This window comes from Winogradskyella jejuensis, assembly GCF_900129745.1.
Classification (GTDB): domain Bacteria; phylum Bacteroidota; class Bacteroidia; order Flavobacteriales; family Flavobacteriaceae; genus Winogradskyella; species Winogradskyella jejuensis.
In genome coordinates this window covers 189,368-204,492 of record NZ_FQWS01000001.1, presented here as the reverse complement: position 1 = coordinate 204,492, position 15,125 = coordinate 189,368, and the positions used below count along the sequence as shown (strand labels likewise).

The 15,125-nt window shown below is 32.8% G+C and carries 19 protein-coding genes; 7 read left to right on the top strand and 12 right to left on the bottom strand.

Features of this window, described 5'->3' with window-relative positions; all coding sequences use genetic code 11:
* Window positions 1–2 precede the first annotated feature (2 nt).
* The 7 genes from BUB95_RS01020 to BUB95_RS00995 form a co-directional block, all read right to left on the bottom strand.
* Complete coding sequence (locus BUB95_RS01020; RefSeq protein WP_073081840.1) at window positions 3–941, bottom strand: alpha/beta hydrolase; 939 nt, start codon at window positions 939–941, stop codon at window positions 3–5.
* Entirely contained in the window at window positions 938–1,426 is a 489-nt protein-coding gene (locus BUB95_RS14305; protein WP_200777195.1) for a hypothetical protein, read from the bottom strand. Before BUB95_RS14305 ends, BUB95_RS01020 begins: the two co-directional genes overlap by 4 nt.
* A 2-nt stretch (window positions 1,427–1,428) precedes the next feature.
* Window positions 1,429–1,587 (bottom strand): DUF4177 domain-containing protein, encoded by a 159-nt coding sequence (locus BUB95_RS01010; RefSeq protein ID WP_073081838.1) that lies wholly within the window; start codon window positions 1,585–1,587, stop codon window positions 1,429–1,431.
* Window positions 1,588–1,606: 19 nt separating this feature from the next.
* On the bottom strand, window positions 1,607–1,783 hold the full coding sequence (locus BUB95_RS14300) for a hypothetical protein (RefSeq protein ID WP_200777194.1): 177 nt from the start codon (window positions 1,781–1,783) through the stop codon (window positions 1,607–1,609).
* Window positions 1,784–1,785: 2 nt separating this feature from the next.
* The gene (locus BUB95_RS01005) at window positions 1,786–2,646 is read right to left on the bottom strand and encodes an SPFH domain-containing protein (RefSeq protein WP_073081836.1); all 861 of its coding nucleotides are present in this window, start codon (window positions 2,644–2,646) and stop codon (window positions 1,786–1,788) included.
* 291 nt (window positions 2,647–2,937) lie between these two features.
* Complete coding sequence (locus BUB95_RS01000; RefSeq protein ID WP_073081834.1) at window positions 2,938–3,873, bottom strand: alpha/beta hydrolase; 936 nt, start codon at window positions 3,871–3,873, stop codon at window positions 2,938–2,940.
* Between the two features lie 366 nt (window positions 3,874–4,239).
* Window positions 4,240–4,845, bottom strand: coding sequence for an alpha-ketoglutarate-dependent dioxygenase AlkB family protein (locus tag BUB95_RS00995; protein WP_073081832.1), 606 nt, complete (start codon window positions 4,843–4,845; stop codon window positions 4,240–4,242).
* A gap of 26 nt (window positions 4,846–4,871) precedes the next feature.
* Between BUB95_RS00995 and BUB95_RS00990 the strand changes: the two genes are divergently transcribed.
* Window positions 4,872–5,558, top strand: coding sequence for a M15 family metallopeptidase (locus tag BUB95_RS00990; RefSeq protein WP_083573289.1), 687 nt, complete (start codon window positions 4,872–4,874; stop codon window positions 5,556–5,558).
* Here the strand turns inward: BUB95_RS00990 and BUB95_RS00985 are convergent.
* The 3 genes from BUB95_RS00985 to BUB95_RS00975 all read right to left on the bottom strand — a co-directional run bounded on the left by BUB95_RS00985 (window position 5,555) and on the right by BUB95_RS00975 (window position 8,257).
* Window positions 5,555–6,721, bottom strand: coding sequence for an MFS transporter (locus tag BUB95_RS00985; protein WP_073081830.1), 1,167 nt, complete (start codon window positions 6,719–6,721; stop codon window positions 5,555–5,557). The two genes, BUB95_RS00990 and BUB95_RS00985, sit on opposite strands and share 4 nt — an antisense overlap.
* Window positions 6,722–6,742: 21 nt before the next feature.
* Window positions 6,743–7,732: a peptidase associated/transthyretin-like domain-containing protein gene (locus BUB95_RS00980; RefSeq protein ID WP_073081827.1), complete on the bottom strand. Its 990-nt coding sequence runs from the start codon at window positions 7,730–7,732 to the stop codon at window positions 6,743–6,745.
* Window positions 7,733–7,885: 153 nt separating this feature from the next.
* Window positions 7,886–8,257: a DUF6249 domain-containing protein gene (locus tag BUB95_RS00975; protein ID WP_073081824.1), complete on the bottom strand. Its 372-nt coding sequence runs from the start codon at window positions 8,255–8,257 to the stop codon at window positions 7,886–7,888.
* A 132-nt stretch (window positions 8,258–8,389) separates the two neighbouring features.
* Here BUB95_RS00975 and BUB95_RS00970 point away from each other — a divergent pair, with 132 nt between their 5' ends.
* On the top strand, window positions 8,390–8,968 hold the full coding sequence (locus tag BUB95_RS00970) for an RNA polymerase sigma factor (RefSeq protein WP_073081821.1): 579 nt from the start codon (window positions 8,390–8,392) through the stop codon (window positions 8,966–8,968).
* Window positions 8,958–9,356 (top strand): hypothetical protein, encoded by a 399-nt coding sequence (locus tag BUB95_RS00965; protein WP_073081818.1) that lies wholly within the window; start codon window positions 8,958–8,960, stop codon window positions 9,354–9,356. The genes BUB95_RS00970 and BUB95_RS00965 overlap by 11 nt, the downstream gene beginning before the upstream one ends.
* Here the strand turns inward: BUB95_RS00965 and BUB95_RS00960 are convergent.
* On the bottom strand, window positions 9,353–10,672 hold the full coding sequence (locus BUB95_RS00960) for a hypothetical protein (protein WP_073081815.1): 1,320 nt from the start codon (window positions 10,670–10,672) through the stop codon (window positions 9,353–9,355). The genes BUB95_RS00965 and BUB95_RS00960 overlap by 4 nt on opposite strands.
* 122 nt (window positions 10,673–10,794) lie before the next feature.
* On the opposite strand from BUB95_RS00960, the gene BUB95_RS00955 reads away from it, so the two are divergent.
* The 4 genes from BUB95_RS00955 to BUB95_RS00940 are packed head-to-tail and all read left to right on the top strand — an operon-like array spanning window position 10,795 to window position 13,674.
* Window positions 10,795–11,343: an RNA polymerase sigma factor gene (locus BUB95_RS00955; protein WP_073081812.1), complete on the top strand. Its 549-nt coding sequence runs from the start codon at window positions 10,795–10,797 to the stop codon at window positions 11,341–11,343.
* Window positions 11,327–11,836 carry a hypothetical protein gene (locus tag BUB95_RS00950; protein ID WP_073081809.1) on the top strand — a complete coding sequence of 170 codons (510 nt, stop codon included), beginning with the start codon at window positions 11,327–11,329 and terminating at the stop codon, window positions 11,834–11,836. Before BUB95_RS00955 ends, BUB95_RS00950 begins: the two co-directional genes overlap by 17 nt.
* Window positions 11,833–13,026 (top strand): hypothetical protein, encoded by a 1,194-nt coding sequence (locus BUB95_RS00945; RefSeq protein WP_143185546.1) that lies wholly within the window; start codon window positions 11,833–11,835, stop codon window positions 13,024–13,026. The genes BUB95_RS00950 and BUB95_RS00945 overlap by 4 nt, the downstream gene beginning before the upstream one ends.
* Window positions 13,027–13,029: 3 nt before the next feature.
* Complete coding sequence (locus tag BUB95_RS00940) at window positions 13,030–13,674, top strand: hypothetical protein (protein WP_073081804.1); 645 nt, start codon at window positions 13,030–13,032, stop codon at window positions 13,672–13,674.
* Between the two features lie 146 nt (window positions 13,675–13,820).
* Here BUB95_RS00940 and BUB95_RS00935 read toward each other — a convergent pair whose 3' ends face one another.
* Entirely contained in the window at window positions 13,821–15,056 is a 1,236-nt protein-coding gene (locus BUB95_RS00935) for a DEAD/DEAH box helicase (RefSeq protein WP_073081801.1), read from the bottom strand.
* Between the last annotated feature and the right edge of the window lie 69 nt (window positions 15,057–15,125).

The window sequence follows — 15,125 nt, the reverse complement described above, 5'->3', positions numbered from 1 at the left end:
ATTTATTTTTTTACAAATGTTGTAATTGCTTTTACCAAGTCTTCAGATAATGGAAAATCCGGTGTATTATAAGATTTTAAGTTATCCTCGTCTTTTGTTATAGTTTTTAAAGCATGATTCATGTTTTCAATAATAACCAGTTTCGCTTTAGGATTAGCTTGATGTAGAGCTTTAGCATCTGCTTCAAAAACCTGAATGTCTTTGGTGCCGTTAATAATTAGTGTAGGTTTATTAACCTTAGCCATTTCCTCAATTGGGTCATAAGCAATCCAAGACTTAAAGAAACCTTGATTGGTTTTGTTAAAAAACAGTAATAAGTTTGGGTCTACGTTTTCTATTCTACCAGTTTCCTTTAGTTCTTTAAAATGATTGCTTACGAGAGATGCAATAGAATCTCCATTCTGCATCCTCACTTGCTCGGTTATAGTTTTGTCAATCGTATTGGATGGACCTGCAAGAGAAATATACTTGTTAACGCCTGCATCTAACAATAGCATGCCAATTAAACTTCCTTGGCTATGACCAATGACTGTTATGGTAGAGAAACGTTTATCATCTTTAAATTTTTGTATAGCTAATTTGGCATCATCTACAAAATCATTGAGGTTAACGCCCTCTTTCATGATGAGTCTTAAATTCTTCATATTAGCGCTTCGTTTATCATAGCGATAGAACGCTATGCCTTCTTTGTTTAACGCCTCTGAAAGTTGTTTTACAGAGTCTGATTTTCCGGGCGCACCAAATGCATTGCCGTTTCGGTCTATATTCCCTGAGCCATGAATAAAAATAATTAAGGGTTGTTGCACTATACTTTTATCATAACTAAGAGTGCCAGGTAGATCTATGCTGTCATTTTTGATTAAGATATCTTCTGAAACAATATTTTGACTGTAGCTCAATGCAAAGCTTAAAGCAAATAAAATGAAGTTAATTTTTTTCATACTAATTTGTGTTTATAGTTTTCTAAGGTGCTTTCGGCTTGTGCTTTCTTTTGCGTTCCTATTAGTATTTTTTTACCATTAGTGAGTTCTAACTGAATGCCAACATCGCCTTTTACATTAATGGCAATGCCTTTGGATTTATTCCAAAGAGAACCACCTTTAATTCCCCAGCCGCCATATTCTCCTATGGGGTCGTAGGTTCTTGTATAGGCTTTAGAAATTTCATTCCAAGGAATAAAGCGATGCTTTAAATGAAACGGAACAAAACGATAATGAATACCTCTCTCATCTATCCTAGTATTGAGCTTAAAAAGAAATATGATTGCTGGTGCTAGAATAATTACAGATAATGAAATAATGATTTCAGAGGTTGTCATTTTATCTGTTTGGTTCAAAATGATAGCCACAGGAACAACTATACTAAAAAGTAATAGTATAATTAACCATAATTGGGTAAAGCGTTGTTCTTCTTTAAAAATTTTCATTTTTATCTGTTTTTATCTCTTTCTAATATGGCACTTGTCCAACTATGTCCCATTTCTTTGACTATCCAACCTTCACGTGCATATTGATTAAGTATCTCTTCTAAAGCTTGAAGGCGGTTTTTCCATCCTAATTTTAGGTGTACAACTTTATATTCTTTCATTATTTAATGTTTTTTATTTCTAGTCTTCAGAATTTTTGAAAACTACCATAGCAATAACAACACCGATAATTGTACCTATAATAGAGCCATAAATTAAACTCATAGCAATATTGCCTGTTACTGCACCTATTGTGGTTCCTATACTTGAACCCATAGCACTGCCAATGGCAATGCTATATATCTGGTTTTTGTTCATTACTAGTGACTTAAAGTTCCTGTATTAACAACTGGAGATGCATCCTTATCTCCACAAAGAACAACCATAAGGTTACTCACCATAGCTGCTTTGCGTTCTTCGTCTAAATCAACAACGTTCTTTTTATTAAGCTCTTCTATTGCCATTTCTACCATGCTCACTGCGCCTTCTACAATTTTATGTCTTGCTGCTACAATAGCAGTGGCTTGTTGGCGTTTAAGCATTGCATTTGCGATTTCTTGAGCGTAAGCTAAGTAGCCAATACGTGCTTCTAATACTTCGATGCCAGCGATGGATAAACGCTCGTCGATTTCTTTTTCTAAGGCATTGCTTACCTCATTAACACTAGAACGAAGAGTAATATCTTCATCATGTCCCTCATCGGCAAAATTATCGTAAGGATACATACTAGCTAGTTTACGTACTGCAGCATCTGTTTGTACACGGACAAAGTTTTCGTAATTATCAACATCAAAAGCTGCTTTGTAGGTATTTTGTACACGCCATACGAGTATGGTGCTAATCATAACTGGGTTTCCTAATTTGTCATTTACCTTTAAGCGCTCACTATCAAAGTTGCTGGCGCGAAGCGATATTTTCTTTTTGGTATAAAATGGATTTACCCAGTAGTAACCGTTCTTTTTTACAGTACCCACATACTTTCCGAATAGTAAGAGTACACGAGAGCCATTAGGTTGTACCATTAAAAACCCAAAGGCAATAATTAATGCTGCAACAATACCAATAACTGGCCACGGTGTTTGATAGATTGGTATAAGCGCTATGCTCCCAAAAAATAGGACTAAGAACACAAATAACATAAGGTAACCGTTAGCAGGGACAATGATTTTTTCTTCTTTCATGGTTTAATATTTTAATAGTTGATTTAATATGATATTAAAATGATATCATAAAGATATAATTTAAAATATTAGTAGCCAAATAATTTATATTGTTACACTAATTATATTTTTTATTTAAAAATAAAGTTTGGCACGGCATTTGCTTTTATAAAAGTGTAATGAAAAATGCGAAAGTCGGCTGGTTACCGACGATACTACAAACGCTTTCATTACGATTGGTTGGTTAGTTAGTAAAGAAGCCGTTTCAAATTTGAAACGGCTTTTTTAATTAATACGATTTTGAAAACAATTCTAGTCTTGTTTTTTAATAAATGCGACTATAGTTTCTATGAGTTCTGGATTGAGTTCTCTAAAAGACTCATTATAAGATTTTGAATTTTCTAAAGTATCACCTTCAATAGTAAATAATACATGATTCATATTTTCTATAATATGAAGCTCTGTATTTTTATTTGCTTTGGCCAAAAGATTGGCTTCTTCAACTGAAACTTGTAAATCTTTTGTTCCGTTAATTATTAATATTGGAATATTTACTTCCGCAATAACCTCTGTTGGATTATATGTCATCCAAGAAATCATAAAGGGTTGTGTTTCCATATTAAACATTGCTCCCAACGCAGATGGATAGTCACTGGTTGTTTTACCTTCTTTTAATTTAGCGACTACCTTTTTTGTATCTTCTACAAACTGTCTCGCTGTATTATTTATTTGGTCTACAATTACATCACCTATGTTTTGTCCTGCACCAGCTAAAGAAATAAATCCATCAACATTGTTGTCAACGGCTAATAAACCAACTAAACTTCCTTGACTATGACCAGCGATATAGATTTTAGAAAACTCATCTTTGTTCTTAAAGTGCGCCACTACATCTTTAGCATCAGCTACAAAATCTTCAAACCGCATAGACTTTACATCTACCTTACCAGTTTTAATCTGTTTTACAATACGTTTGTCGTATCTAAAAGAAGAAATGTTAGCATCTGCTAGAGCATATGCTAGTTTTTTCAGGTTATTGCTTTTTAAGAAATTTTGATTTCCATTTCTATTCGTAGGACCTGAGCCTGCGATGATAATAACTAAATCAGTTTTCTCAGAGGTTTTTGGGACGACTAAACTACCGTCTATAATGTCAGAAATGGCAACTTCGGTTTCGGTGAAAGCTTCATTTTGGCTAAAACTAAGACTGAATATTAAGAAACTTAATAGGTAAAATATAGGCTTCATACATTAATAAGTATTAATTCATGGCAAAGATACTATATATTGATAACGGAATTTCATAGGAATATGTATACCATAATTTTAATTTCCTTAAGAGTAATTTCGTGTATTTCATCGACTAAATGATGTTTTTTATAGATAAATGTTAAAATTTAGTGTATTTCATCGATAAATTAAGTTTTTAATCGTGTTAATTCATTTCTGCTTATATATTTGTTGTGTACTAAATTAGTTTTTAGTTCAATGGATTAATTAATTAAATATTTGCATTATGTTGTTGGCTTTAGAAACCCTGAATCTACTAGCATAAAATCAAAGCAAATTAGGAAAACCGAGATTGAGGGATCTCGGTTTTTCATTTTATAGACTTTAGTTATTAATAATATTTCTGAAGGTAAGGTTTATTCGTTCTCCGATTTTTCTCTTTGTTTTTGCGATTTGATGAAGCCAATGTTCTTGCATAGGGGCTTTCATTATTAGGAGACTTCCATGTTCTAAAATAATTTTATGACGCTGTTCTTTGATTCTTCGATGTTTAAAATGAAACGGTCGTTCTTCTCCTAAGGTTAGAGAAGCTATCACAGGATGTTTACCTAATTCTTTTTCGTTATCGGCATGCCATCCATTGCTATCGTTTCCATCTCGGTAAAGATTAAGTAAAACGGTGTTGAATTTTTCTTGCGAAATGGTTTCTATTTTAGTTTTAAGAGATTTTATGTTTTCAGGAAAAGATTGTGGATACATTGTGATACTTGAATAGGAGTAAGGTTTGTTACTTTCTCCATACAAAGCAGTTAGCCTCGGTTGCTTGTAGACTTTTCCAAATAGTTTAATGTCATCTTCCTGCCAGTTGGTTGAAGTTTTTAGGCTGTTAAAAAGTAAATCGGCCTCTGGTTTAGCGCAAAAATTAGGATAATATACCAACTCCGCACCTGGCAGCTGTAATACTTGTTTTTCTTCAGAAAATAAGTCCATGAATATTTTTATCTAAATTAGCATTAATGAAGCTTTACAAAAATACTACAATTCTTCTCCTTCTTGTTGTAAGCATCTGTGCAATGAAGCAAAAGGAAACTATCCCAAATAGTTTTGTGAGAGTAAAACAGGTTATACCTGATTTAAATGTAGAGCTTAGATATTATTCTGCTAATAATTTTGTTGGAGATACTATAGAAGGGTATAAGTCTAATACCTTATACCTTACAAAAGTTGCAGCGCAACAACTGAAAGTGGTGCAGGATGAATTGCATCTACAAAACCTATGTCTTAAGGTGTATGATGGATATCGTCCACAACGTGCAGTTAACCACTTTGTGCGTTGGGCAAGGCAGATTAACGATACCATAATGAAATCGGAGTTTTACCCCAATGTCAATAAGCGCCATTTATTTAAAGAGGGTTATATAGCTAGTAAATCGGGACATAGTCGCGGAAGTACAGTAGATTTAACCATTGTTAATGGTGAAACAGGAGTGCCTTTAGACATGGGGAGCCCGTATGATTTTTTTGGTGAACAATCTTGGGTAGATTATAATAATATTACTGAGGAGCAAAAAACCAATCGCCAGACATTACAAGCAGTAATGATCAAGAATGGGTTTAGAAATTATCCAAAAGAATGGTGGCACTTTACTCTCAGAGGTGAACCGTATCCAAATACCTATTTCGATTTTGAAATTGTAGATTAAACACTTTTTCTTAAATGAAACAGACCAAATATCGGGCCGAGTGCAAGTAGCATAAAAAGGTACTGAGGTTTGAAACTCTCTAATGCTGTATTAAAAATTAAAATGCTTACTATGGTGATGGCAAAGCCAATACAATTGACAATAGTAAGCGCAGTTCCCCTAGAGTCAGAATCTGCGTTTTGCGCAACTAATGTTGAAAACAATGGCGAATCTGCAATGACCGCCATTCCCCATATCATTAAAAAAATAATAAAGATAATTTGAGAATTAATTGATAAGAAAATAGGAGAGAGTAAGCAACAGCAGCCTGATATTACTAATGCTAGTTTTGCTATTGACTTAGTGCTATACTTAAAGGCCATCTTTCCACCGATAATACATCCAAGGCTTCCTGCGGCAATAATTAAAAATGAAAAGAGCGGAATATTAAAGTTCTTATCCAAATGTATATCTTGATGTGTACTTAGCAAAACAGGAGTAAATGCCCAAAAGGTGTATAACTCCCACATATGACCAAAGTAGCCAAATGCAGCAGATTTAAAAGCCTTGTTTTTAAAGACTTTAAAAATCTTTTTAGCATCAAAACGAGTAGCTTTTTTAGAGTAAGGCCCAATAGGAACTAATGTAAGTATTAATGAGCCTCCAACAGCAGACAGTACTGAAGTGGAAATAATAATTGTTTTCCAATCTAATTCTAGAAAGTCTGTATTTAATATATGCGGAAAGGCAGTGCCTAAGACCAAAGCGCCAACGAGATAACTCAATGACTTACCTAATCCGTCCTTAAAATAATCTGAAGCTATTTTCATCCCAACAGGATAGATGCCCGCCAAGAAAAATCCAGTTGCAAATCGAATGAATACAAGCGAAATCAAAGTATTAGTTTGAATAAGACATCCAAGATTGATGAATCCAGCAATCAAAGCAGAAATGAAAAACACTTTAGATGCAGAAAATCTATCGGTAATAGTCAAAAGTGCAAACAGAAAAGTGCCGAGAATAAAACCAATCTGAACAGCTGAAGTGAGTTGCCCTAATGCAGATTGGTCTAAGTTAAAATTTAAGGATAAATCTTTTATTATAGCATTGCCTGCAAACCAAAGCGATGTGCAACAGAATTGTGAAAAAACAATAACTGGCAGGATGTTCTTTGGGATTCTCACAAAACTATATTTGAAAAAAAACTAATCCTTAAACACATGCAAATCTATACCAATACCGTAATTATTAAGACCACTTTTAAGAAGCGAAGATTGAAAACCATTTCCTTTTTTAAAGGCTTGCCAATCATTTCCGTTTATAAACACACGCTTTACATAAGTTCTGTTTTCATCTATTTCATCAGTAAAAGGAAGTAGTGGTCTAAAATTGGTAGGTATTTTTATAATGCCTTGAGGTCCTTTTATTTCTTTGTACTTTTTATTGGGAAGTAATTTCCCATTTTTATTTGTGTAACCAAGAACTTGTAGAGAAATAAAAACACCTTCTTCTGGTATTAAAATGTTTTGTTCCTCTATGTCTAACTCGTGATAATCGCCATCTTGTTCAGTAGCTCTAAAAACTATGGTTTCAGTATTAAGATTTCGGCCAGGTTTACCGTTAAGATTTTCGTAAAGATTCACTTTAAAAAGTGTAGAGAATTTCTTCTTTTCTTTATTAGCTTTTTTTCTGTTTTTCCAATCTTTAGATTCTAAAGCAATAGGAAATTTAACTTTAGCTATGCGTTTGAGTCTGTCATCCTCATTTGGGAAATACACGGCAATCTCGGATTCTATAGTTGGTAGCCAACATTTATAATAGTCATCATCGAGATAAGGTTTAAGACTTTCGGTTTTGTATTTCTTGTCTTTTGTTCTATCTATTTTTACACCGATAACGACTTCATCTAGTTCGTCGGCTTGCGGATGTAAAAAAAGCTGAGGTTCTAATTCTTCTACCGTTATAGCTAATTCTTTGTAGCCCAATGCGGAGATGTATAAAGAGTCAATGTCTGGATAAAGCTTTTTTGTAAAAACAAAAATTCCTTCATCATCAGCAACGATGCCGTTACCATTTCCAAAAGATATTGATGCGTAGGATACAGGAAGTTTGGATTCGGCATCTACAATAGAAATTTGGGCATGGCTTTGCAATACAATGGCAAAGAGTATAATAAGGTTAAGTTGTTTCAGCATAGTTTTTAAAGATACATTTTTTGCTCGATAATCGAGATTTAAAATGCTTCAACTCCTATTTCTAAATCATATTCTACTTTTAATTTATTTCAGCTCTAGACAAAAAAAGCCGTTATCAGATGCTATGATAACGGCTTTTAATTGGGTTGATTGTTAATTGTCTAAATCTTTTTTGGTCTGTAAGTATCCAACGTAAAGTCCTATACCAGCCATAAAGAAAATTACAGCTGCCATGGCACCTTCTTCAAGATTGGTATAAGTATCAATTAGTGCAGCTAAAAAAGTACCTAAACCTATACCCATTAATAAAAACGCAAAATTAATGACTACGACTTTCCATGATGAGCCGCGTTTGCCAATATTAAAAATACTAGCATCTGCACCTTTTTCTATAAGTGCTAAACGTTCTTTGTTTCTGGTTGAAAAGTACAAGTAAATAATTCCAAAGACGACTAGAAAAAAACTAATAGGGATTAATAATTCTGCCGCGTCGTCTGAGCTGTTGATAAGTAAACTGGTTATCATAATGTTTGTTTTTTAATTGATTAATTTTAATCTGTTCATAGCTTATGACGACAAGTTTTAAAAAGAGGTTACAAGAATTTTATTTTTTTTAATTCTGTAACCTAATTCAGATTATAGTCGTCTTAAATAAAAATGACCACTAACGACAATCAACTTATAGCGCTAATCATAGATGGAGACCATAATGCTTATGGGCAATTGGTAGACCGTTATAAAGACTTGGTCTTTACTTTAGCGTTGCGTATGTTGAAGAATAGAGAAGAAGCAGAGGAAGTGGCTCAAGATGCTTTTGTTAAAGTATATAAATCTTTAGATAAGTTTAAGGGCGATTCTAAGTTCTCTACATGGATTTATAGGGTGACGTATAATACCTGTTTAGATACTATAAAAAAGAATAAAAAACATCAAAACGATATATCTATAGATTCATATACTATAAATAAATTAGAAACGGTAGATAATGCTCTTGAAGGAATGATTAAGGCTGAAAAAACTAACTTAATTAAGCAATGTATAAATATGTTGCCTAGTGAAGACAGTTATTTATTAACACTATTTTATTTTGAAGAGTTATCTTTAGATGAAATATCAGAGGTTATAGAGGTGTCAGCCAATACAATAAAAGTGAAACTATTTAGAGCCAGAAAAAAATTAGCAGTAATTTTAGAAAAGCATTTAAAACTAGAAAATACAAGAAGTTATGGAGCCTAATGATAAAGAACTAGAAGCTTTTGTAGACCAATTAATGGCAAATGATGCATTAGAAAAGCCATCATCAGACTTTACAAACCAAGTTTTAAAGCAACTAAAGGTAAAATCTGAAGCTACCGTTTACAAACCATTAATTTCTAAATGGGTTTGGTATATTATTGGATTTGCTCTTGTTTCCCTTGTGATTTATGCATTTTTAGATAAAAGTGAGTCAACCTCAAGATTATCAGAACTTCTCAACTTATCACAAATAAGTTTCAATCCATTAAAAGAATTTGACTTTAATATCTCGCAGACATTAATTTATGCAGTGATAGCTATTACAGTAATGGTAGGATTTCAAATTTCTTTACTAAAAACATATGTCGATAAACGATTGCAGTTTTAGTCTGGATAATACCAAAAAGGGATTTTAACAATGCTGTAATATATTGTATCATTATCTCTGTTCAGTCCTTTTCTCTTAAATTCTACTGTATGTTTGCCTTCAGATAGTCCACTAGTAGGTATGAATGTTTCAAAACCTAAAGTTCTCTTTTTAGTATGACTAACGATAAAATCCGATTTTACAACTGTAGTATCTATTTTAGTATAATATATTTTATTAAAAGTAGATAGGTATTCTCGTCGCAGGCTATCTCTATTAACTGCATTGTCGTTAAACGTAATAATATCAGTGTCTAATCCGCGGATATCTTTTTTAGGTTTTAAGCCTGTGTTAAAAGAGAAGATTCTATTTTCAATGCGTTCAGAGTAGGGGATAAAAATTTTAATATAACTGTCTTTTATAACCTTAGATTGAATAACTACATTGTCAACAAATCCAGAATTGCTATCAAGTAAATCTTCATAATTTTTACTGTTAGAGATATATTCATTAGACCTATTTTCAGTGCTAAAATAATTTGAAAAGTTATATTGAAGTGAAAAAGAAATAGCAATACCTATAAAAAGAGGAAATAACAGCATGCTAAAGCGTCTCCCAAATTTATTATCTAAAAAATTGTAAACTATAGGGCGGTATAAAAAGGATAGCGTAATAAAGCTAAATATCCAGTAAAACGGAAAATAAATTTTTGAAAGCCATTTCTTTTTTTTCAAAAAACCTTGTGTTATATAATCTATAAATGTTAGAATCATTCCTATGTTAACAAATATCATAAATGGTATTCCAAAACCTAATGCTAACCACTCTGGAAGCCAATCGCTGCTAATGATATTATTACCAATAAAACCAATGGTTAAAATGATAAATGTCATGGCAAGAACATAGAAAATTAAAAGAAAGGAAGCGGCAAAAATAATACTGCAGTAGTTTTCTAAAGTAGCAATATATTTATCAAAAGATCCAACTCTTTTTTTTAGATATTTTGTAAACTTTTCACTATAGTTTAGTTCTTCATAATCAATTTCTCCTGAAACATATCGAAGACCTAAGGCGCCAATCCATAGGCCTCTTAATAGAACGTGGATTAAAAGACTAAATATTAATATGATGCACGAAATTTTAGCAACAGTAAATATGGCTCTTTTGTATTCTTGACCAGTTGCTACCGACTCTTTTAGATATATTGAGATTGGCTCGTAAGCTGTAAAAAGCCCAAAAATTGCAAAACCAGAAATCAGTAACTCTAATTGCCAACTTTCTTCTTGCAATTTTTCTAAAAGCTTCTTAAACGCAGGATTATTGTAGTCTTTACTCATTGGTTAAGGTTTATTAGCGTTTAAAATTAATCATATTCAGATTAAATGTCTATTTTTTTAATTCATTTTGAAACTCTTATGATTTTTTCTCGTTTTTAGAAGTAGAGAACCTAACAAACCAAATGCAAAAAAAAACCAATCAACTTATCAATGCTTGCAAACACGGCGACCAAAAAGCTCAGATGCAAGTGTATGATAGTTATTGTGAGGCTATGTATAATGTAGCATATAGGTATTTAAATAATGCTGATGATGCTAAAGATGCTATGCAAGAAGGTTTTTTAAAAGCATTTTTAAATATTGACAATTATACGGAGACATCCACATTTGGTGTTTGGTTAAAACGAATAATCATTAACCAATGTATAGATGTTATTAGAAAAAATAAATTTGAAACCGAGTCTTTAGAAACCGATAATCTTCAAATTGTAGATGATAGCAATTGGCAGTTTGAAACCTCAATATCCAAAACCCAAATTGTTGAAGCTATTGCCCAATTGCCAGAAAAATACCGATTAGTCATAACACTTTACTTGATTGAAGGTTACGACCACGAAGAAATTTCGGAGATTTTAGACATCAAAATCAAAACATCTAGAACACAATTACGACGCGCCAAACAACAATTACAAGATTTACTAAAAACAAGATATAATGAAGCGAGATATTAGAGAATTATTTAAAAATGAGGTTGAAGACACCAAACACGAGTTACCAAGAAACCATCGCAAAGAATTTTTAGAAAAGTTAAATTCTGAAAAATCTAATGAGTCTAACAAATCTAACTATCTATTTCTGCGAATAGCAGCAGTAGTTGTTATTGCATTAACTGTGGGCTTTTTTACTCTCCACAAATCAGGAGTTGAAGAAAACCCGTTAGTTGCACAAGTTGCTCAAGTAGAAAAAGAATATCTGGCAAACATTGAATCCGAATGGCAGAATTTTAAAGCTATTGCCACAGATTCAGTTTTGGTAAAGCGCTACGAAAAACGTCTATTGGATTTGGATGAAGATTACAAAGAGATATCAATAGCATTTAAAAATGACACTAACAATATAGCTGTTGTAGAAAGCTTAATACAGAATTTGCAAATTCGTTTACAACTTCTTAAAGACATCCAAGAGCACATCAAAATATTAAATCAAAAACCACGAACATTATGAAAAAGCTACTCACCTTTTTACTGATATTCATCACATCGGTATGCTTGTATAGTCAAGACTTTGACTACAGGAATATTCTTAAGAAATCCATTCCTGCAACAAAAGATATGAGTGTAGTTTTCAATTTTAAAAATACGACGGTAAGAATTGAGGAGTCTAATGATGGTAAACTACATTTAAATTATGCCTTGGAGTTTAAAGGGTATTCAAGAAAGCAGATAGCAGAGACTTTGGAAAAGATTAGTATTAAAACGGCACAATCCAATAACCATATAACCCTCGAGGTTAATAGTAACAAAGCAATACAACTCATTAATTATTCAGTGGACAATGAGGATAAACTGCTTTTTAAACCAAGTAACACATCTATTAAAACCAAAACGAATAATGATAGTGTTGTTAGAATTTCTAAAGATTCATTATTAAAAGTTATCCAAAGAAATAGAACACCAAATCCAGAGCAGTTTTTACAACATTTTACCTTCTTCAAAGGAAATGGTAGAAATAATATGTTTAATGAAGTGAGTAGTAAAAGAGTTGATATCATGAAGAGTAAGTTTATTATTAAAATACCACCATTTATTAGATTGAATATTAATGCCGAAAATTCAAACATATACTTCGGAGGAGAAATACAAAACGAATTATCAATTAACCAAACCAAAGGAAAATTGAATGTTGAAGAGTTAAGGAATTTATACAATAATATAAAGCTAGACAATGTACTATCTTTTGATGCAGAAAGCATTGTAGGAGGCACGTATAATCTAAAAAGTGTCTATGATTCTAATATAGCTTCCATTTCGCAAACAGAAATCAAATCCGAATTTTCAAAAATAAAAATCGGTGAAATTGGTAAACTAACCAAAATCACGGATTTTAATAGCGAATATTGGTTTTACAATTGGTCTACAAATTTTGAACGTTTCAATTTATTTTCTGAATATTCTAAAATCCATCTGTTTTATCCAAAGGCAAATCATAGTATGAAAGTCATTGGAAATAACACTAAGAATATAATTGGTCAGAATTTTGTGGCAAACCTTCAGCCTACAAAAACAGGTAAAAAGTATACCATGATAACCAGAGACCCACATCCAGGTGAAGCGTTGTCGGGAGATATTTACTTCGATATTGTACATGGCATCATCTACACACACGAGGATTCAATCAAAACAATAAATAAATAAATCATGAGAAAATTACAAGTATTGGCTGTTGCATTAATTTGCTTCAGCAGTTTAACAGCACAACAAAGTCAAGAAGAGTTAGTAGAGATTAAAGCGCCTTCAGGCTTAAAAATGACTACAGATTATTCATCCGATAATTATGAGTTAAGCGATATCCTAGATTTTGAAGGCATCGACTATATGAAAATAAATTTTGAAGGTGAAGAGTTAAAAGGGAAAGCTTATAAAATTACCGTTAAGGAAATCTGGAATGGTAAAGTAAAATCAGAATCTGTAGTTGTTGACAGTAAAAACTTAGGCGTTCCGCAATTTGCAACTTTAAAAAAGGGAGAGCTTAAGATGAGAATTTTGGCAAAGCACGTTGATAACAAACTGCAGATGAAATTCAAGTTTCCTCGTTTTAGCACAAACAAAGAATTTAAAGCCACAAAATCTAAAGATTACAGCTTACGCAACATTGCGGATGAAAGCAATTTAGACATTCAGTATAATGAGCCGTTTTATCTACTGGCTTACATTTTACCATATGAACGCGAAGATGGGTCAAAATCATGGTGCGAAGTTGGTACAGCAGGTAAAGACTTAGAGAACTGGGGAAGTAAATTTGGGATAAAGCATTATTTGTTATTCGAAATGACGTTTGAGTAGATGAAAATTGAAGATAGAGAATAGAAATGAGAGATTACATTCAGACTATTGATTTTCTGATGTCTAATCTCTCATTTTAAAATCTAACAGCAAAGCGTTCTAAAAGCGAAGCAGTCTAACCTCTAACAGCGCCAGCGGTCTAAAAATTAATACCATCGTTTCTTTTTCTTTTTAGACCCTTCGCCTTTACGTCCTTTTTTGTACTTACTACCTTTCTTTTTGTGCACAATTGGTTTCGCCTTTGGGTCTAAGGGATAAGGATGATTTTCTTCAACAGGAATTTGAATATTTATTGATTCTTGTATTGTCTTCACATAACTCTTTTCATCTGCAGAACACAATGAATATGCAGTACCGACATTTCCAGCACGACCTGTACGTCCAATTCTGTGCACGTAAGTATCTGGTACGTTTGGCATGTCAAAATTAATAACAGAATCGAGTTCATTTATGTCAATCCCACGAGCGGCAACGTCAGTAGCTATCAGTATTTTTACATAGCCATTTTTGAATTTATTTAAAGCGGTTTGTCTATCGCTTTGGTTTTTATCACCATGAATACTGTCGACTTTATAACCGTTTTTTTGTAGAGTTTTTTCAAGCTTATCCACACCAAATTTAGTACGTCTAAATATGAGGATATTGCCTTTTACTGTGTTTCGTAATAGATGTAAACACAATTCCATTTTATTGCGTTTTGGCACATAATACAACACCTGATTAATGGCAGTTGCCACGGATTTAGATGGCGTCACATCTACACGTATTGGCTCTTTTAAAATAGAATTTGCCAATTGTTCTACCTTATACGGAATTGTAGCTGAGAATAAAAGTGTCTGTCTATCTTCAGGGCACAAACGTTCAATCTTTTTTACATCGTCAATAAAGCCCATATCTAGCATTAAATCGGCTTCATCGAGAACTAAAGTTTCAATATAATCGAGATTTACATAATCCTGTTTGTGTAAGTCCAATAAGCGTCCAGGTGTGGCAATTAAGATGTCAACGCCTTTCTTCAAAACGTCAATTTGTGGTTCTATTGAAGTGCCACCAAATATAACTGTTGACCTTAAATTTGTATGTTTTGCGTAAGTTTTAAAGTTTTCATTTATCTGTACAGCTAATTCCCTAGTTGGACTTACTACTAGTGCACGGATTTTTTTGCCACGCTTTGGTGCGTCTTGCTTATCAAACAACAATTGTAAAATGGGTAAGGCAAAAGCTGCCGTTTTACCGGTTCCTGTTTGTGCAGAAGCTACCACGTCTTTCTTCTCAATGATATGCGGAATGCATCGTTGCTGAATTAATGTGGGTTCGGTATAACCCGATTCGGCAACAGCACGTAATAATGGTTTATTTAATGGTAAGTCTTTGAATGACATCTATTCGTGTTTGCCACAAAGGTAGAATAAAATAAACGTCGTCGATTGTTCAGGTGATTTTCCTGTTAG

Bases quoted from the DNA above. Each gene is read 5' to 3' on its own strand.
- BUB95_RS01020 (WP_073081840.1), bottom strand. From the start codon at position 941: ATGAAAAAAATTAACTTCATTTTATTTGCTTTAAGCTTTGCATTGAGC.
- BUB95_RS14305 (WP_200777195.1), bottom strand. From the start codon at position 1,426: ATGAAAATTTTTAAAGAAGAACAACGCTTTACCCAATTATGGTTAATT.
- BUB95_RS01010 (WP_073081838.1), bottom strand. From the start codon at position 1,587: ATGAAAGAATATAAAGTTGTACACCTAAAATTAGGATGGAAAAACCGC.
- BUB95_RS14300 (WP_200777194.1), bottom strand. From the start codon at position 1,783: ATGAACAAAAACCAGATATATAGCATTGCCATTGGCAGTGCTATGGGT.
- BUB95_RS01005 (WP_073081836.1), bottom strand. From the start codon at position 2,646: ATGAAAGAAGAAAAAATCATTGTCCCTGCTAACGGTTACCTTATGTTA.
- BUB95_RS01000 (WP_073081834.1), bottom strand. From the start codon at position 3,873: ATGAAGCCTATATTTTACCTATTAAGTTTCTTAATATTCAGTCTTAGT.
- BUB95_RS00995 (WP_073081832.1), bottom strand. From the start codon at position 4,845: ATGGACTTATTTTCTGAAGAAAAACAAGTATTACAGCTGCCAGGTGCG.
- BUB95_RS00990 (WP_083573289.1), top strand. From the start codon at position 4,872: ATGAAGCTTTACAAAAATACTACAATTCTTCTCCTTCTTGTTGTAAGC.
- BUB95_RS00980 (WP_073081827.1), bottom strand. From the start codon at position 7,732: ATGCTGAAACAACTTAACCTTATTATACTCTTTGCCATTGTATTGCAA.
- BUB95_RS00975 (WP_073081824.1), bottom strand. From the start codon at position 8,257: ATGATAACCAGTTTACTTATCAACAGCTCAGACGACGCGGCAGAATTA.
- BUB95_RS00970 (WP_073081821.1), top strand. From the start codon at position 8,390: ATGACCACTAACGACAATCAACTTATAGCGCTAATCATAGATGGAGAC.
- BUB95_RS00965 (WP_073081818.1), top strand. From the start codon at position 8,958: ATGGAGCCTAATGATAAAGAACTAGAAGCTTTTGTAGACCAATTAATG.
- BUB95_RS00960 (WP_073081815.1), bottom strand. From the start codon at position 10,672: ATGAGTAAAGACTACAATAATCCTGCGTTTAAGAAGCTTTTAGAAAAA.
- BUB95_RS00955 (WP_073081812.1), top strand. From the start codon at position 10,795: ATGCAAAAAAAAACCAATCAACTTATCAATGCTTGCAAACACGGCGAC.
- BUB95_RS00950 (WP_073081809.1), top strand. From the start codon at position 11,327: ATGAAGCGAGATATTAGAGAATTATTTAAAAATGAGGTTGAAGACACC.
- BUB95_RS00945 (WP_143185546.1), top strand. From the start codon at position 11,833: ATGAAAAAGCTACTCACCTTTTTACTGATATTCATCACATCGGTATGC.
- BUB95_RS00940 (WP_073081804.1), top strand. From the start codon at position 13,030: ATGAGAAAATTACAAGTATTGGCTGTTGCATTAATTTGCTTCAGCAGT.
- BUB95_RS00935 (WP_073081801.1), bottom strand. From the start codon at position 15,056: ATGTCATTCAAAGACTTACCATTAAATAAACCATTATTACGTGCTGTT.